This is a genomic window from Brevundimonas staleyi, from assembly GCF_041893865.1.
Taxonomy (GTDB): domain Bacteria; phylum Pseudomonadota; class Alphaproteobacteria; order Caulobacterales; family Caulobacteraceae; genus Brevundimonas; species Brevundimonas staleyi.
In genome coordinates this window covers 1179393-1195111 of sequence record NZ_CP169082.1, presented here as the reverse complement: position 1 = coordinate 1195111, position 15719 = coordinate 1179393, and the positions used below count along the sequence as shown (strand labels likewise).

General features: G+C 67.5%; 17 protein-coding genes. 10 read left to right on the top strand and 7 right to left on the bottom strand.

Annotation, left to right across the window (positions count from 1 at the left end; translation table 11 throughout):
- Positions 1 to 26 precede the first annotated feature (26 nt).
- Together ACETK8_RS05955 and ACETK8_RS05950 are read left to right on the top strand one after the other, a co-directional pair.
- On the top strand, positions 27 to 719 hold the full coding sequence (locus tag ACETK8_RS05955) for a methyltransferase domain-containing protein (RefSeq protein WP_374038597.1): 693 nt from the start codon (positions 27 to 29) through the stop codon (positions 717 to 719).
- A 79-nt stretch (positions 720 to 798) separates the two neighbouring features.
- The gene (locus tag ACETK8_RS05950) at positions 799 to 1620 is read left to right on the top strand and encodes a DUF4344 domain-containing metallopeptidase (RefSeq protein ID WP_374038596.1); all 822 of its coding nucleotides are present in this window, start codon (positions 799 to 801) and stop codon (positions 1618 to 1620) included.
- Positions 1621 to 1830: 210 nt separating this feature from the next.
- Here ACETK8_RS05950 and ACETK8_RS05945 read toward each other — a convergent pair whose 3' ends face one another.
- The 3 genes from ACETK8_RS05945 to ACETK8_RS05935 form a co-directional block, all read right to left on the bottom strand.
- Positions 1831 to 2286 (bottom strand): hypothetical protein, encoded by a 456-nt coding sequence (locus ACETK8_RS05945; RefSeq protein WP_374038595.1) that lies wholly within the window; start codon positions 2284 to 2286, stop codon positions 1831 to 1833.
- Positions 2287 to 2291: 5 nt separating this feature from the next.
- A complete protein-coding gene (locus ACETK8_RS05940; RefSeq protein WP_374038594.1) occupies positions 2292 to 2585 on the bottom strand; it encodes a hypothetical protein in 294 nt (97 codons plus the stop codon).
- 166 nt (positions 2586 to 2751) lie between these two features.
- Entirely contained in the window at positions 2752 to 3726 is a 975-nt protein-coding gene (locus ACETK8_RS05935; RefSeq protein WP_374038593.1) for a hypothetical protein, read from the bottom strand.
- Positions 3727 to 3958: 232 nt separating this feature from the next.
- Between ACETK8_RS05935 and recA the strand changes: the two genes are divergently transcribed.
- On the top strand, positions 3959 to 5041 hold the full coding sequence (gene recA / locus ACETK8_RS05930) for a recombinase RecA (RefSeq protein WP_374038592.1): 1083 nt from the start codon (positions 3959 to 3961) through the stop codon (positions 5039 to 5041).
- A 157-nt stretch (positions 5042 to 5198) separates the two neighbouring features.
- On the opposite strand, the gene ACETK8_RS05925 is transcribed toward recA, so the two are convergent.
- Positions 5199 to 5549, bottom strand: coding sequence for a thiol-disulfide oxidoreductase DCC family protein (locus ACETK8_RS05925; RefSeq protein ID WP_374038591.1), 351 nt, complete (start codon positions 5547 to 5549; stop codon positions 5199 to 5201).
- Between the two features lie 105 nt (positions 5550 to 5654).
- Here ACETK8_RS05925 and ACETK8_RS05920 point away from each other — a divergent pair, with 105 nt between their 5' ends.
- The 3 genes from ACETK8_RS05920 (at position 5655) to ACETK8_RS05910 (ending at position 10649) form a co-directional block, all read left to right on the top strand.
- On the top strand, positions 5655 to 5855 hold the full coding sequence (locus ACETK8_RS05920) for a hypothetical protein (protein ID WP_374038590.1): 201 nt from the start codon (positions 5655 to 5657) through the stop codon (positions 5853 to 5855).
- A 93-nt stretch (positions 5856 to 5948) separates the two neighbouring features.
- On the top strand, positions 5949 to 8618 hold the full coding sequence (alaS, locus tag ACETK8_RS05915; protein ID WP_374038589.1) for an alanine--tRNA ligase: 2670 nt from the start codon (positions 5949 to 5951) through the stop codon (positions 8616 to 8618).
- A 243-nt stretch (positions 8619 to 8861) separates the two neighbouring features.
- Positions 8862 to 10649: a DUF885 domain-containing protein gene (locus ACETK8_RS05910; protein WP_374038588.1), complete on the top strand. Its 1788-nt coding sequence runs from the start codon at positions 8862 to 8864 to the stop codon at positions 10647 to 10649.
- On the opposite strand, the gene ACETK8_RS05905 is transcribed toward ACETK8_RS05910, so the two are convergent.
- The 3 genes from ACETK8_RS05905 to ACETK8_RS05895 all read right to left on the bottom strand — a co-directional run bounded on the left by ACETK8_RS05905 (position 10646) and on the right by ACETK8_RS05895 (position 13138).
- Positions 10646 to 11203 (bottom strand): DUF2939 domain-containing protein, encoded by a 558-nt coding sequence (locus ACETK8_RS05905; protein WP_374038587.1) that lies wholly within the window; start codon positions 11201 to 11203, stop codon positions 10646 to 10648. The genes ACETK8_RS05910 and ACETK8_RS05905 overlap by 4 nt on opposite strands.
- Positions 11200 to 11790 (bottom strand): DUF2939 domain-containing protein, encoded by a 591-nt coding sequence (locus tag ACETK8_RS05900; protein WP_374038586.1) that lies wholly within the window; start codon positions 11788 to 11790, stop codon positions 11200 to 11202. The genes ACETK8_RS05905 and ACETK8_RS05900 overlap by 4 nt, the downstream gene beginning before the upstream one ends.
- A gap of 127 nt (positions 11791 to 11917) precedes the next feature.
- The gene (locus ACETK8_RS05895; RefSeq protein WP_374038585.1) at positions 11918 to 13138 is read right to left on the bottom strand and encodes an NADP-dependent isocitrate dehydrogenase; all 1221 of its coding nucleotides are present in this window, start codon (positions 13136 to 13138) and stop codon (positions 11918 to 11920) included.
- 197 nt (positions 13139 to 13335) lie between these two features.
- Between ACETK8_RS05895 and ACETK8_RS05890 the strand changes: the two genes are divergently transcribed.
- The 4 genes from ACETK8_RS05890 to ACETK8_RS05875 are packed head-to-tail and all read left to right on the top strand — an operon-like array spanning position 13336 to position 15706.
- Positions 13336 to 13470 carry a hypothetical protein gene (locus tag ACETK8_RS05890; protein WP_374038584.1) on the top strand — a complete coding sequence of 45 codons (135 nt, stop codon included), beginning with the start codon at positions 13336 to 13338 and terminating at the stop codon, positions 13468 to 13470.
- Entirely contained in the window at positions 13467 to 13679 is a 213-nt protein-coding gene (locus ACETK8_RS05885; protein WP_374038583.1) for a DUF2945 domain-containing protein, read from the top strand. The genes ACETK8_RS05890 and ACETK8_RS05885 overlap by 4 nt, the downstream gene beginning before the upstream one ends.
- A gap of 27 nt (positions 13680 to 13706) precedes the next feature.
- Positions 13707 to 14804, top strand: a complete 1098-nt coding sequence (locus ACETK8_RS05880) for a DUF1176 domain-containing protein (protein WP_374038582.1) — start codon at positions 13707 to 13709, stop codon at positions 14802 to 14804.
- Positions 14801 to 15706, top strand: a complete 906-nt coding sequence (locus ACETK8_RS05875) for an NAD(P)/FAD-dependent oxidoreductase (protein ID WP_374038581.1) — start codon at positions 14801 to 14803, stop codon at positions 15704 to 15706. The genes ACETK8_RS05880 and ACETK8_RS05875 overlap by 4 nt, the downstream gene beginning before the upstream one ends.
- The last annotated feature ends 13 nt before the right edge of the window (positions 15707 to 15719 follow it).

Below are 15719 nucleotides of genomic sequence, written 5' to 3'. Positions count from 1 at the left end.
AAAGCCGACCCTGTATTGCGGTCGGCATGAACCTGATCCACGCCCTCCAGGACAACAACGATCCCAACTCGCTGGTGTCGCGCTTCCGCCGCGCCCGCGCCAAGCGGATCGTCGACATGATCACCCGCATCCACGCCGAGAAGGGCGCGGTCCGGATCATCGATCTGGGCGGAGAGGCCAACTACTGGACCCTGTTCGACCGCGACTTCCTGGACGCCTCGAAAGTCCACATCACCCTGGTCAATCCGGGCGGCATCGACGAGGTCGCGGACCCCAAACTCTTCACCATCGTCGACGGCGACGCCTGCAACCTGCCGCAGTACGCCGACCACAGCTTCGACATGGTCCATTCCAACTCGGTCATCGAGCACGTCGGCGACTGGACGCGCATGGAGGCCTTCGCCGCCGAATGCCGTCGTCTGGCCCCGCGTTACTATGTCCAGACACCCTATTTCTGGTTCCCGGTGGAGCCCCACTTCTCGGCCCCTTTCTTCCACTGGCGATCGGAACAGAGCCGCGCCAGGTCGCTGTTGAAGCGCCGCCACGGCTTCTCGCAGAAGGCGCCGGACATGGGCGCGGCCATGCGCGACGTCCAGCACGCCCGCCTTTTGGACAAGGCCCAGTTCCGCTTCCTCTATCCTGACGCGGCCCATGTGGATGAGGTCGTCGCCGGCCTGACCAAGTCCCTGATCGCGGTGCGCGACCCCGCCGTTCACTGACGTGACCTGACGGCGACGCTCCAAGCGTTGCCGCGCCTCCCGCCGCACGGCTAGATGCCGCCGTTCGGGGGGGAACACCATGTCCATGTCGCTCGGAGCGCACCTGCGCCGTTTCACGCTCGTCGCGCTGGGGGCCCTGTCCCTCGCCGCCTGCGAGGACGGCGTCGCCGAGACCGCCTCGGCCGCCCGCGCGTCGGGCGAAGATCGCGGCGACTTCGTCGTCCGCCCCGCCGTTCTGGAAGACGACGAATACACCGAACTGGCCGCCCAGCTTTCCGAGGAGCGCTGGCTGGAGGACGTCGCCGACGTCCTGAACGAAAGCCTGAACCTGCCCCGCGACATCGGCATGCGCTTCGCCCAGTGCGGCGAGAACAACGCCTACTACATCCCCGAGGACCACGAGATTCAGGTCTGCATCGAGATGTTCGAGGGCGAGCGCGAGAATTTCGCCGACTACTATGACAGCGAGGAAGAGATCGAGGACGCCGTCAACGGCTCCTTCCTCTTCACCGTCTTCCACGAGGTCGGCCACGCCCTGATCGACGTGCTGGAAATCCCCTTCACGGGCCGTGAGGAGGACGCCGCCGACAGCCTGGCCGCCTGGTGGCTGATCGACGGCGACGACGGCGAGGAATCCGCCATCTCCGGCGCACTCAGCTTCTACACCGACCCATCGGAGGCCGCCGAGGTCGAGGAGAGCGATTTCGAGGACGAACACTCCCTCAGCCAGCAGCGCTACTACACCCTGACCTGCCTAGTGTACGGCTCCGACACCCGGAAATACGCCAACCTCCTGGAAGAGGAATGGCTGACCGAGGCCCGCGCCGAACAGTGCCCCGAGGAGTTCCAGCGCCTGACCTCGACCTGGTACACCCTGCTGGACCCGCATCTGAAGGAGTAGGCGGCGGGGAGGCTCTCCAGTAGTCTGGCGTTCGTACGATGGAGCTTGCGATGTACGGAGAAAACGAAGAGCGCCGCACTGGGGAGGAGCGCGATCTCGACGTTCTGTTGAGCCGGATGACGGCCGAGAACCTCCCAGAGATTGTCAGCTTCGGGGTCTCGGTCGGTGGAGAGGTCGAAGGCCGCGCCCAACCCGCCCCTCTGGAGTGTGCTACGACACGTCCCGCAGGTGATTGAAGTTGGTGGCTTGGCTGCCTTGGCCGAGTGCAGCCAAGAACAGGCCGAGATCCGTTGTAAGCAATGTGGTTTCGGCGTCGATCGCACCGAGGGTAGCGACATCGGCTAAGCCGAGGCGAGGGAATCGACTGTCGATCACCACGTCTCTACTCGCGACGTACTCTTCGGCCGCATCCACGGTGAGTGATTGCAGGATGATCGAGAAGCCGTCGTTTGAGCTCTTGTCACCGCTCCGGATGAGATTGGACGCCTCCGTAAGCACATTGGGCGTCAACACGATCTGCTCGTAACCGGCCAATACCTCCATCAGCAGGTCCCAGTCCTCGGCGCGATAGGCCGAAAGCCGCTTGTGCTTCGAAATCCTCTCGCGGCCGACGTTCCCGACGACCAGCAGGACGATCAGATTTGCGTCGAGCAAAACTTTACGCACCGCAGCTAGACGTTCCTGTTCCTGATCGCGATCAGTTTCCCATCACCCTTGGCTAGGGAAACGATCTTGTAGGTCCTCCGCAAAGCAGGTCTTGGTGTCGCTGTCGTCAAAGCGGTCATTTCCGCGATGGCGCCGAGGGTCGGTCGATCCCAGGGTCGCGAGAACCCGATAGTCACATCCCAAGTATCGCTGTCTTCATCGAACTCAAGCTCCTCCAGGCCGATATTGGTCGCACCCTCCGGCTCAAAAAGTTCCGCCACGGTTTGCTTGGCGGTCTGGATCGCTTCCTGAATTTCCATCGGTCACCTCTCGTCGCGGGAGCCGAAGTTATGGTGCCCGATCGAGGCAGCCAAGAGATGTCGTACGTTAAATCGGCTATGCTCGCGCTGATGACGTGCCGCTCTGCGCCGCTAGAGACCATCGGCTGATCGGGCCCGCCCCTCGCGAAACGGGCCCTGCCGAACCCTACTGCTGCGCCACGATCGCCGCGACGATGGCGGCGTTGTAGTCGCGGTAGGCGTCCCTCACGAGACCTTCCCAGACCGGCAGGTTGACCACGACGGCGTCGCCGCGCGCCCGCACCACGGCCTGGTAGTTCTCGTCCACGTCGTCGGCGAACGAGGCCCCGGCGCGCACGGCCGCCCCGCCCTGCACCAGTTCGGCGAAGGGGGTCTGGGTGAAGACGTCCGCGCGCGGACCGAACTGGCCCGGTGTGCCTGTGTTCATCCGCCCCACCGGCTTCTGGGCCGTGATCGAGGGGGTCATCAGGACGCCGAAGCCCACCTGTCCGCTGGTCGAGGCGGTGTTGCCGAACATGCCGCCACGCGCCGCCTGCATCCGCACGAAGTCCAGCGTCAGGGCCGGAGCGAAGGCGACCAGGCCCGCCGAGTTGGGCGTCCGATTGAAGCCGCCCAGGGCGCCGAACGCCCCGATCCGCATCACCGAGTTCCCCATGCTTCCCACGCCCCGGATCGCCGGCGCGGCCTCAGGCCCCACGGTGACCCAACCGCGCCGGATGCTCGATCCGACCGTGATGCCCGGCCCGATGCCCGCGACGTCGATATTGTTCGGCATCCGCTCCAGACCGGCCGCCTCGGTCATCGCCCGCGCCTCCTCGGCGCCGATGACGGTCAGGCCCGCCGCCTCCATCTGGCGACGCAGGTCGGCATAGGCCTCGTCCGCCAGCCGCCGCATGGTCGCCTGATCCACGCCTTGCAGCACCATGGCCAGACGCGTGCGCGCCCCGATGCTGACGACCGAGGTCGCCTGCTGCGAGGTGACGAAGTTGACGTGATAGGTCGGAATCACGAAGCGGTCGCCGCGCAGGGAGTTCCTGCTCTGGCCCGTCATCCGGATATCGAACGTCTCGGCCGCCGCCGCCAGCGGCGCCGTCATCGCCATGGCGACCGTCATGGCCGCAATCAGATACCTTGATTTCATTCGCCTATTCCTCCATTTAGAACGCCGATATCCGTAATTCCGGACCTCGGCGACAACCATGAGGTGCGACAAAAATGGACGCATCATCAGAACGGATGACAAGAACATATTGGCAACCGGAACAAACCATGCACATAGTCCGGCTCACAGGGAGCGGGTCACGGTCACCGGACCGAAGGCGGGCCTCTCCCCCAAGGCATCAATGGGAATCATGGCAAGGGAGAGTGGTAAGATGGCATCGCAGGCGGCATTGAAATTGGTCGGCAAGGAAGACGGCGACAAGCAACGGGCTCTGGAGGCGGCGATCGCGCAGATCGATCGCGCCTTCGGCAAGGGCTCGGTGATGAAGCTCGGCAAGAACGGCGTGGCCGAGGTGATCCCCTCGGTCTCGACCGGCTCGCTGGGTCTGGACATGGCGCTCGGCATCGGCGGCCTGCCGCGCGGCCGGGTGATCGAGGTCTTCGGCCCTGAATCCTCGGGCAAGACGACGCTCGCCCTGCATACCGTGGCCGAGATCCAGAAGGCCGGCGGCGTGGCCGCCTTCGTCGACGCCGAACACGCGCTCGACCCGACCTACGCCCAGAAGCTGGGCGTGAACCTGGATGATCTGCTGGTGTCCCAGCCGGATCACGGCGAACAGGCGCTGGAGATCGTCGACACCCTGGTGCGCTCGGGCGCCGTGGACATCGTGGTGGTCGACTCGGTCGCCGCCCTGACGCCGCGCGCCGAGATCGAGGGCGAGATGGGCGACAGCCTGCCGGGTCTTCAGGCCCGTCTGATGTCCCAGGCCCTGCGCAAGCTGACCGGCTCGATCAACAAGACCCAGTGCATCGTCCTGTTCATCAACCAGATCCGTCACAAGATCGGCGTCATGTACGGTTCGCCGGAAACGACGACGGGCGGAAACGCGCTGAAATTCTATGCCTCGGTCCGCCTCGACATCCGCCGCACCGGCGCGATCAAGGACCGCGACGAGGTCACCGGCAACACCACCCGCGTCAAGGTGGTCAAGAACAAGGTCGCCCCGCCGTTCCGCGAGGTCATCTTCGACATCATGTACGGCGAGGGCATCTCCAAGCTGGGCGAGATCATCGACCTGGGCGTCAAGGCCGGGGTGATCGAGAAGTCGGGCAGCTGGTTCTCCTACGACTCGACCCGCATCGGTCAGGGCCGCGAGAACGTCCGCAACTTCCTCAAGGCCAACCCCGACATGGCCGACGCGATCGAGAAGGCCGTGCGCGCCTCCACCAACAAGATCGCCGACGACATGCTGGGCTCGCCCGAGCCCGACGAAGGCCAGGACCTCGAGGGCTGATCCGAACGCTTCGGACTCTTCGGACGCTTCGGACGGTGTTTTGGAGTCCGGATATCGAACACTCCCCTCGGCTGGTCCCGCGACCCGCCGCCGACCCCCGCGGGGCTCGGGCCGGGGGGAGCCGCCCGCCCGGTCCGTCCGGGCGGGCTCTTTTTCTTCAGCGCCCCCGCAACGCCCGCTGCAGCTGGGGCCTTACCCGCAGGAACCTGACATAGAGCCATTCCAGCCCCACCAGCACCCGCCGGTTCCGCGCCATCCGTCCGAACGGCGCCAGCACCGGGATCGCCCGCCACATGGCCGCGAAGGCCTCGGCGCCCGAGACCATCCGCCCGTCCTCCCTCGCGTGGAACCGGCTCAGCAGTGCGCCCCGGTCGATGGGACAGCTTCCCTGCCCCGTCGCCACATCGGTGAAGACGATGGCCCCGCGCCGATCCAGCCGTCGCAACAGGGCGATCTCGCGCCGGCACAGGGGACAGTCGCCGTCGAACCAGACTTCCAGCTCAGCCATATCTCACCCTACGCCCCTCCATCCCGCCTTGCCCCGCGTCACCCCGTCGCGCAAAACCGTGAACCCTTCCCCCCATCGGCGGTTGATGCCCCCGAGGAGACCGCCATGGCCGAGACCATCCCCGCCCTGACCCAGTTCAACCTGGCCGAGACCGACGACGGCTATGTTCTGGAAATCGGCGGCTCGGACGGCGCCGTCCTCCAGGTCGCCGCCACCGCCGAACAGATCGACGCCATCATCGAGGCCCTGGACGCCCTCCTCTCCGACGAGGACGACGCGGTCGACGACGACGCCGACGAAGACTGAAACCGGGGATCACGGACGGGTGATGCGGCGCGCGCGGAAACCCTATATGAGGCCCCTTCCTCCGCATTCCGACTGACGAACGACTGAACGCTCATGGCCAGCCTGAAACAGATCCGCTCGACCTTCCTCGACTATTTCGCGGCCGACGGTCACACCAAGGTCCACTCGGCTCCCCTGGTGCCGCAGAACGACCCGACCCTGATGTTCGTCAACGCGGGCATGGTGCCGTTCAAGGACTATTTCACCGGCGCGGCCGTCCCGCCCTACCCGCGCGCGACCTCTTCGCAGAAATGCGTCCGCGCCGGCGGCAAGCACAACGACCTGGACAATGTCGGCTACACCGCGCGCCACCTGACCTTCTTCGAGATGCTGGGGAATTTCTCTTTCGGCGACTATTTCAAGGAACACGCGATCGACCGCGCGTGGAACCTGGTCACCAAGGACTACGGCCTGGATCCGAAGCGTCTGCTCGTCACCGTCTACATCGACGACGATGAGGCCGCCGCGATCTGGAAGAAGGTCACCGGCTTCTCCGACGACAAGATCATCCGCATCGCCGGCTCGGACAATTTCTGGGCCATGGGCGACAACGGCCCCTGCGGTCCCTGCACCGAAATCTTCTGGGACTACGGCGACCACGTCCCCGGCGGCCCTCCCGGCTCGCCGGACGAGGACGGCGACCGCTATGTGGAGATCTGGAACAACGTCTTCATGCAGTTTGAAAAAGAGAACGACGAGATCGTTCGCAAACTGCCCAAGCCCTCGGTCGACACCGGCATGGGCCTGGAGCGGATGACCTCCGTGCTCCAGGGCAAGAACTCGGTCTTCGACACCGACCTGTTCCAGACCCTGATCGCGGCTTCCGAAGACGCCACCTCGACCAAGGCCGAGGGCGACCGCGCCGCCAGCCACCGCGTCATCGCCGACCACCTGCGCTCGTCGTCCTTCCTGATCGCCGACGGCGTGACCCCCTCGAACGAGGGGCGCGGCTATGTCCTGCGCCGCATCATGCGCCGCGCCATGCGCCACGCCCACCTCTTGGGCGCCGCCGATCCCCTGATGCACCGTCTGGTCCCGACCCTGGTCGACCAGATGGGCGAGGCCTTCCCCGAACTCGCCCGCGCCCAGGCCTCCATCGAAGACACGATGAAGCAGGAGGAGATTCGCTTCCGGACCACCCTCGGTCGCGGCATGGGTCTGCTGGACGAGGCGACGAGCGGCCTGTCCGAAGGCGGCGTCATCTCGGGCCAGACCGCCTTCACCCTTTACGACACCTACGGCTTCCCTCTGGACCTGACCCAGGACGAGGCCCGTCGTCGCGGCCTGTCGGTCGACAACGAGGGCTTCGACGCCGCCATGGCCGAACAGCGCGAGCGCGGCAAGGCCAACTGGAAGGGCTCGGGCCAGACGGCCTCGGCCGGCGAATGGCTGGCCCTGCGCGACCGTCTCGGGCCGACCGTCTTCACCGGCTATGACGCCATCGAGGGCTCGGGCGAGGTCCTGGCCATCGTGCGCGGCGGCGGGTCCATCGACGACCTGGAAGCCGGTCAGACGGCCGAGGTCCTGTTCGACCAGACCCCCTTCTATGGCGAAGGCGGCGGCCAGACCGGCGACCGCGGCGAGGTCGAATGGACAGATGCATCCGGCCAGCAAGGCTTCGGCGTCATCCTCGACGTCCAGAAGCACGCCGGCGGCGACCTCTACGCCCACAAGATCGAGATCGAGTCCGGCACCCTCAGCATCGGCGCCCGCGTCCAGCTGCGCGCCGGCGCCGAGCAGCGCCTGACCACCCGCGCCAACCACTCCGCCGCCCACCTGGTGCATGCGGCGCTGAAGAACGTGCTCGGCCCGCACGTCGCCCAGAAGGGTCAGCTGGTCGACGCCGAACGCATGCGTTTCGACTTCAGCCACAACGCCCCGGTGACCGAGGACGAACTGGCCGCCATCGAAACCGAGGTCAACGCCATCATCCGCCAGAACGTCCCCGTGACGACCCAGCTGATGACGCCGCAAGACGCCATCGACGCCGGCGCCGTGGCCCTGTTCGGCGAGAAATACGGCGACGAGGTCCGCGTGGTCACCCTGGGTCGCGCCCTGACCGGCGACAACAACGCCCCCTATTCGGTCGAACTGTGCGGCGGCACCCATGTCGCCCGCACCGGCGACATCGCCCTGTTCAAGATCACGGGCGAGACCGGCATCGCCGCCGGCGTCCGCCGCGTCGAGGCCCTGACCGGCGAGGCCGCGCGCCAGTTCCTGCTGGGTCAGGCCGGGGTGGCCAAGACCCTCGCCCAGTCCTTCAAGGTCCAGCCCCTGGACGTCCCCGCCCGCGTCGAGGCCCTCTCGGCCGAGCGCAAGGCGCTGGAAAAGCAGGTCGCCGACCTGAAGAAGCAGCTGGCCCTGGGCGGCGGCTCGGGCGCGTCCGCCGCGCCTGAAGAGATCGGCGGCATCAAACTGATCGCCCGCGTTCTGGACGGCGTCGACGGCAAGGGCCTGCGCGGCGTGGCCGAGGACTTCCGCAAACAGGTCGGCTCGGGCGTCGTCGCCCTGATCGGCCTCTCGGACGGCAAGGCGGCGGTCACCGTGGCCGCCACCTCCGACGTCACCGACCGGGTCAACTCCGCCGATCTGGCCCGCGCGGCGGTCATCGCCATGGGCGGTCAGGGCGCCGGCGGCAAGGCCGACTTCGCCCAGGGTGGCGCCCCCGACGGCTCCAAGGCCGAGGACGGCCTGGCAGCCGTGCGGGCGGCTCTGGCGGGGTAAAGCCCTCTCCCCTTGCGGGAGAGGGAGCTCGCGCACGGCGGCGAAAGCCGTCGTCCTTGTGCGAGCGGGTGAGGGGTCACACCGGCTTCGACCGATGAGCCGCACCTTACCTCGACCGCCCGTGCAACCCCTCATCCGTCGGGCTTCGCCCGCCACCTTCTCCCACAAGGGGAGAAGGACAGTGAGGTATTGACCTCGCCCCCCTCTTCCTTACCCATGCCGCCCTCAGTTCGGGGGTCTTCCATGAATCGCTTCGTCGTCGCCGCAGTCGCGGGTCTCCTTCTCTCCAGCCCGGTCGCGGCCGTCGCCCAGACCCCGCCCGCGACCGCCGCCACGGCCGCCGAGAACCCGGCCCTCGCCTCTATCATCGCCGACTACGACGCCTGGCAGCTCAGCCTGAATCCGGAACAGGCCGCGCGCCAGGGCGACCAGTCCGCCAAGTCCCGTCTATCCGACAACTCCCGCGCCGCCGAGCTGGCCCGCCTCGAGCCGCTGAACGAATTCAAGCGCCGCCTCGCCGCCGTCGACGCCTCGACCCTGTCGTCCAACGACGCCCTGAACCGCGACTTCCTGGCCATCATCGTCGACCGGTCGATCGAGTCCATCGGCCTGGACGGCGGCCGTCTGGCCTTCAACTCTGAGGGCGGACCGGGCCAGAGCACGGGCTATCTCGCCGCCGGCACTCGCATCACCAATCGCGCCGACGCCGACGCCTGGCTGGCGCGTCTGGCGCTTCTGCATACCTGGTATGACGAGGGCCTGGCCGATGCGCGGCGCGGCATCGAGACCGGCTTCGTCCAGCCGAAGTCCGTGGTCGAAAGCGCCCTGGCCATCTTCCGCAACGAGGCGGCCTTCACGCCCGAGACCGACCCGCTTCTGCGCCCCTTCGCCACCCTGCCCGCGACCATCCCGGCGGCGGATCAGGCCGAGCTTCGCGCTCGCGCCGCCGCCATCGTCGCCGAACAGATCGTGCCGCGCCGTCAGGCCTGGGTGGAGTTCACCAGAAACGAATACCTGCCCGCCGCCCCGGCCGAGGTCGGCATCGGCTCACGTCCCGGCGGTCGTGAGTTCTACGCCTTCGAAGCCCGGCGCTACACGACCACCGCCCTGACGCCGGACGAGATCCATCAGATCGGGCTGGACGAGGTCGCCCGCATCCGCGCCCGCATGGACGCCGAGATGATCGCCTCGGGCTGGACCGGCGACTTCGCCGGCTTCCTCGCCCACCTCCGCACCGATCCGCGCTTCTATGCGACCTCGCGCGAAGACATGCTGGAGAAGGCCTCGGAGATGGCCAAGCGCGCCGACGGCGGCCTGCCGGCCCTGTTCCGCACCCTGCCGCGCCTGACGTACAACGTCCGGCCGGTGCCGCTGGATATCGAGGACAACTACACCACCGGCCGCTACAACGGCGGCTCGCTCGAGGAGGGGGTGCCCGGCGGCTATATCGTCAACACCGGCAAGCTGGACCAGCGGCCGCTGTACGAGCTGCCCGCCCTGACGCTGCACGAGGCCGTCCCCGGCCACCACCTGCAGATCGCCCTGCAACAGGAGGCCGAGCAGGGCCCCGCCTTCCGCCGCAACGCCGGGGTCACCGCCTTCACCGAAGGCTGGGGCCTGTATTCGGAGTTCCTCGGCGAGGAGATGGGCTTCTACCGCACGCCGGAAGAGCGGTTCGGCCGCCTCAGCTACGAGATGTGGCGCGCCTGTCGTCTGGTCGCCGACACCGGCATGCACTGGATGGGCTGGACCATCGAACAGGCCCGAGCCTGTTTCACCGACAACTCCGCCCTGTCGCCGCACAATATCGAGACCGAGCTGCAGCGCTACATCGGCTGGCCGGGTCAGGCCCTGGCCTACAAGATCGGCGAGATCCGCCTGCGCGCCATCCGCACCCGCGCCGAGCAAGCGCTGGGCGAACGCTTCAACGTCCGCGACTTCCACGACGCCCTGCTGGTGGACGGCCCCCTGCCCCTCGACCTCCTGGACCGCCGGATGGACGCCTGGATCGCGGCTCAGCAGGCGCGTTAGGCCGCCGGCTTCTCCGGCAGGTCGATCCCCGACAGCTTCCAGCCGAACAGCCCCTGTCGCTTGAGCAACAGCTTCAGCGGCTGCTGCGGCTGGTCCGGATCTGTCAGGGTCAGGACGAAGGTGTTCAGGTCCCGGTAGCCGTAGCTCTGGCGGATGTCCTTGTCCTGGCCCTCCGGCTCGGGCGCGCGGGCCCTGGCGACATCCTCCGGGTCCGGCGTCTCGGCCGTCCGCACCATGGCCGCGATGGTCGGGGCGGTGACCAGCGCATCGACGGCGCCCGACACCAGCATGGGCGCCAGCATCATGCCGAGCCCGCCCAGACCGCTCGACCTCACATCCGGATCGGCGTTGGCCTCGGCCATCAGCCGCGCGGTCAGTTCGTCCTTCACGCTGTCCCGAAAGACCGGGAAATCGACCAACCGCTCCAGCGCCGCCTCGTCCCCCGCCTTGGCGGTCGCCACGATGGCGTTCACCGTCAGGATCGGCGTGGCGAAATAGGCGACCAGGAAGGCGAGAACGCCCAGGACCAGAACGCCCTTGATCAGGCCCTTCATCGTTTCGTCTCCGGTTGGGCGGCGGGCGCGGCTCGCGCCGGAACCTGCGGCGTCGCCCCGTCAGGCAGGCCGATGTGGACCAGCTTCCATTCGAACGGCCCGCGTCGCTCGAAGGTGAAGACCGTGTCCGACCCGCCTTCGTCCGTCACCGCCATCCGCGCCCGGTTGATCCCCCAGTAGTAGGGCTTGGGCCAGGGCGCCGCCGCTTCGTCCGTGCCGGGCTGGACCTGACGCATCGAAGCATACCGGCCCTCGGCCCGCGTCAGGCCGTCGATGGCGTCGGGCGTCAGATAGGCGTCGGGGTTCGGCCCCTGCGGCGCCGCGACGCCCTCGAATTGGCGGCGGAAGGCGCCTATGGGGTCGTTCATGAAGGACGGCGGCGGCGTCATGGCCTCGGGCCGGCCCGACAGTTGGGGCCTCAACGACGCCCGCACCGCATCGAAATCGACCAGTCGCTGCAGCCCCGCGACATCGTCCGACTGGGCCGCCGAGCGGATGCCGAAGAAGGCCACGGCCGGGGCCGCGAAGAAGCTGATCGCCGTCAGGGCGATGGCGGCCAGCACCAGATTGCCGAATACCTTTTTCACGCGGCGGTCTCCCCTCCCCAGCGATGCGTCAACAATGCACGGCTTGAGGCTGGGCTCAAACGAAACCCCGCCGGAGAAGCTCCGGCGGGGTCGAAATAATCAGAACCGTGTTGGCTCAGATCAGGCCTTAGCCGAGGTTCGGCAGGGCCGTCTTCAGGTTCTCGGCCACCTTGTCCAGGAAGCCTTCGGTCGTCAGCCACGACTGCTGGTCGCCGACCAGCAGGGCCAGGTCCTTGGTCATGTAGCCGGCCTCGACGGTGTCGACGACGACCTTCTCCAGGGTTTCGGCGAACTGCAGCAGGTCGGCGTTGTCGTCCAGCTTGGCGCGGTGCTTGAAGCCGGCCGTCCAGGCGAAGATCGAGGCGATCGAGTTGGTCGAGGTGGCCTCGCCCTTCTGGTGCTGGCGATAGTGGCGGGTCACGGTGCCGTGGGCGGCCTCGGTCTCCATCACCTTGCCGTCCGGCGTCATCAGCACCGAGGTCATCAGGCCCAGCGAGCCGAAGCCCTGGGCGACGATGTCCGACTGCACGTCGCCGTCGTAGTTCTTGCACGCCCAGACGAAGCCGCCCGACCACTTGATGGCCGCGGCCACCATGTCGTCGATCAGGCGGTGCTCGTAGGTCAGGCCGCGCTTCTTGAACTCCTCGGCGTATTCGGCGTCGAAGATCTCCTGGAAGATGTCCTTGAAGCGACCGTCATAGGCTTTGAGGATCGTGTTCTTGGTCGACAGATAGACCGGATAGTTGCGGGCCAGGCCGTAGCTGAACGAGGCGTGGGCGAAATCGCGGATCGAGGCGTCGAGGTTGTACATGCCCATGGCGACGCCGGCGCCCGGCGACTTGAACACTTCGTGCTCGATGACTTTGCCGTCGTCGCCGACGAACTTGATCGACAGGGTGCCCTTGCCCGGCATCAGGAAGTCGGTGGCCTTGTACTGGTCGCCGAAGGCGTGACGGCCGACGACGATCGGCTGGGTCCAGCCCGGAACCAGACGCGGCACGTTCTGGCAGATGATCGGCTCGCGGAAGACCACGCCGCCCAGGATGTTGCGGATGGTGCCGTTCGGCGACTTCCACATCTTCTTCAGGCCGAACTCGGCGACGCGCGCCTCATCGGGGGTGATGGTGGCGCATTTCACGCCGACGCCGTGCTTCTGGATGGCGTGGGCGGCGTCGATCGTCACCTGGTCGTCGGTGGCGTCGCGGTGCTCCATGCCCAAGTCGTAGTAGTCCAGTTCGACGTCGACGAAGGGGAAGACCAGCTTGTCCTTGATCCACTGCCAGATGATGCGGGTCATTTCGTCGCCGTCGATGTCGACGATGGGATTGGCGACCTTGATCTTGGCCATGCGGCTTCGTCCTGTTCTGCAAGTTTGGGAGGTGGCGGGGGTATAGCGAGCGCGGGCGCGCGAGGCAAAGGGTCCGCGAACCGTTCGCGGATTAACCGTGCCCGAAAAAAGCCCCCTGCGGCCAAGCTGAACCCGATACGGCCACGCCTGTTGTCTCAAGCGGAAGGGTAACGCGCATTTCCGGAGGGATACCCGAAATGGACGAAGACACCGACGCCTTGATTCAACGCTGGATTATCGCCTTTTGCGAAATGCCCGCCCTGGTCGATCCGGAACTGATGCGGGCCGTGCTCGCTGACATGGAGACGCAGTCGAAGGAGCCGCCGCCATGACCGACAAGACCTTCAAGGCCGGAGACAGGGTTAAGTGGGACCATTCCCAGGGAACCACTACCGGCAAGGTCGTCCGCAAGCTGACGAAGCCGACGACCATCAAGACCCACAAGGTTGCGGCCTCGGTCGAAAACCCGGAATATCTGGTGGAGAGCGGCAAGACCGGCGCCCGCGCCGCGCACAAGCCGACGGAACTGCGCAAGGCCTGATCGGACCTTGCCGTTCGGGGGAAGACGATGCGCGTGATCGCACTGATGGCCGTGGCGGCCGTTCTGGCTTCGTGCGGCGACGGCCGGACGGCCAAGGCTAGCGGCCATCCCAATGCGCCCGGCCGCGACGCCAGCGCGGGCGCGGAGGAAACCGACAACCAGCATACCTTCCGCGACTGGCTGACGGCCTGCGACAACACCGGGACCTGCCACGCCTTCGGCCATGCGACCGAGGGGACCGGCTGGGTTCGCATCACCATGGCCGCCGGCCCGGACGCCCAGCCCGAGGTCGTCGTCGGCTTCTGGCCCGACGACGGCGCCTTCGGCGGCCCGGTCACGGCGCGGATCGACAACGTCACCTTCCACGGCCTGATCGCCGCGACCGGAGAGGACGCCCTGCCTGTCGCAATCGTCGACGCCGAGCTGACGCGCGATATGGTCGATCGGATCGCCCAGGGCCAGACCATGTCCCTGCACGCCGGGTCCGAAGGCGTGACCATCTCCCTCAGCGGCGCCGCCGCCTCCCTGTTGTGGATCGACGAACATCAGGGCCGGCTGGACACCACCACCGCCCTCTTCCGCAAGGGGGCTCGCCCGGCCGCGACCGTCCCCGCCGCCATGCCCCGGCCCCGCATCGTCGCCGCCCCCGCCGTCAGCCAGGCCGGCTATGGCGATCAGGAGGGCCAGACCCTGCCCGCCGCCATCGAAGCCCTGCCGGCGGTGGTCCAGTGCCGCGCCGAGACCGCCTTCAACCCCGACCTCCAGGCCGTGATTTCCTCGGCCCGGCTGGACGCCAACACCATCCTGTGGAGCGTCCCCTGCGGCGCCGGGGCCTACAACCTCTCCAACGCCTATTTCACGACCACGCCCGCCGGGACCAACCCGCGCCGCGTCACCTTCCCGACCGCCTCGGGCGAGCCGCGCGACCAGCTGGTCAACGCCGCCTACGACCCGGCGACCCGCGTCATCGACGCTTTCAACAAAGGCCGGGGCCTGGGCGACTGCGGCCTGGCCGACAGTTGGACCTGGACTGGCCGGGGCTTCCTCCTGAAGTCGGCGTCCGAGATGTCGGAATGCTGGGGCGTGCCCAGCGACTACTGGCCGTCCTCCTGGGTCAGCGAGTGACCACCGACGTCGACGTTCTCGTCATCGGGGCGGGTCCCGCCGGACTGACCGCCGCCAACTATCTGGCTCGTTTCCGGCGCTCGGTCCTCGTCGCCGACGGCGGCCAACCGCGCGCTGGCTGGATCCCGCTCAGCCACAACATGCCGGGCTTTCCAGCCGGCATCTCGGGCGACGCCATCCTGGCCCGGATGCGCGAACAGGCTCGGGAGTACGGCGCGGTCATCCAGGCCGGTTGGGTCGATCGCCTGTCCCATGACGGCGAGATCTTCACCGCCGCCCTCGGCGGCGATCAGGTCCGCGCCCGCGCCGTCCTCCTCGCCACCGGCGTGGTCGACCACCACCCCGACCTGCCGGGCGTGGAGCGCGCCATCGAACGCGCCCTGGTCCGCATCTGCCCGATCTGCGACGGCTACGAGGCGACCGACAAGGCTGTGGCCGTGATCGGCGACAGCGACTTGGGCGTGCGCGAATGCGCCTTCATCCGCACCTATTCCGACCGGGTCACCCTGATCCACATCGGTCCGCCCGACGACCTGACGGAGCGCGAGGCCCTGACCCGCCTCGGCGTCGAACTGGTCGAGACCCCGATCGAACAGGTCCGGCTGGAGGGCGACCGCGTCACGGCCCTGTGCTGGAGCGGCGAATACCGCGCCTTCGACCTCGTCTATTCGGCCCTGGGCACGTCGGCGAACGCCGAACTCGCCGCCGCTCTGGACTGCCGTCTCGCAGAGGACGGCCGCCTCGAGGTCGATCTGCATCAGAAGACCAGCGTTCCCGGCCTCTACGCCGCCGGCGACGTCGTCCGCGGCCTCAACCAGATCGCCGTCGCCACCGCCGAAGCGGCCGTCGCCGCGACCGCCATCCACAACCGGCTGAGGCAGGCGGAGGGGATGGTGGTTTGACGATCACCGTCTT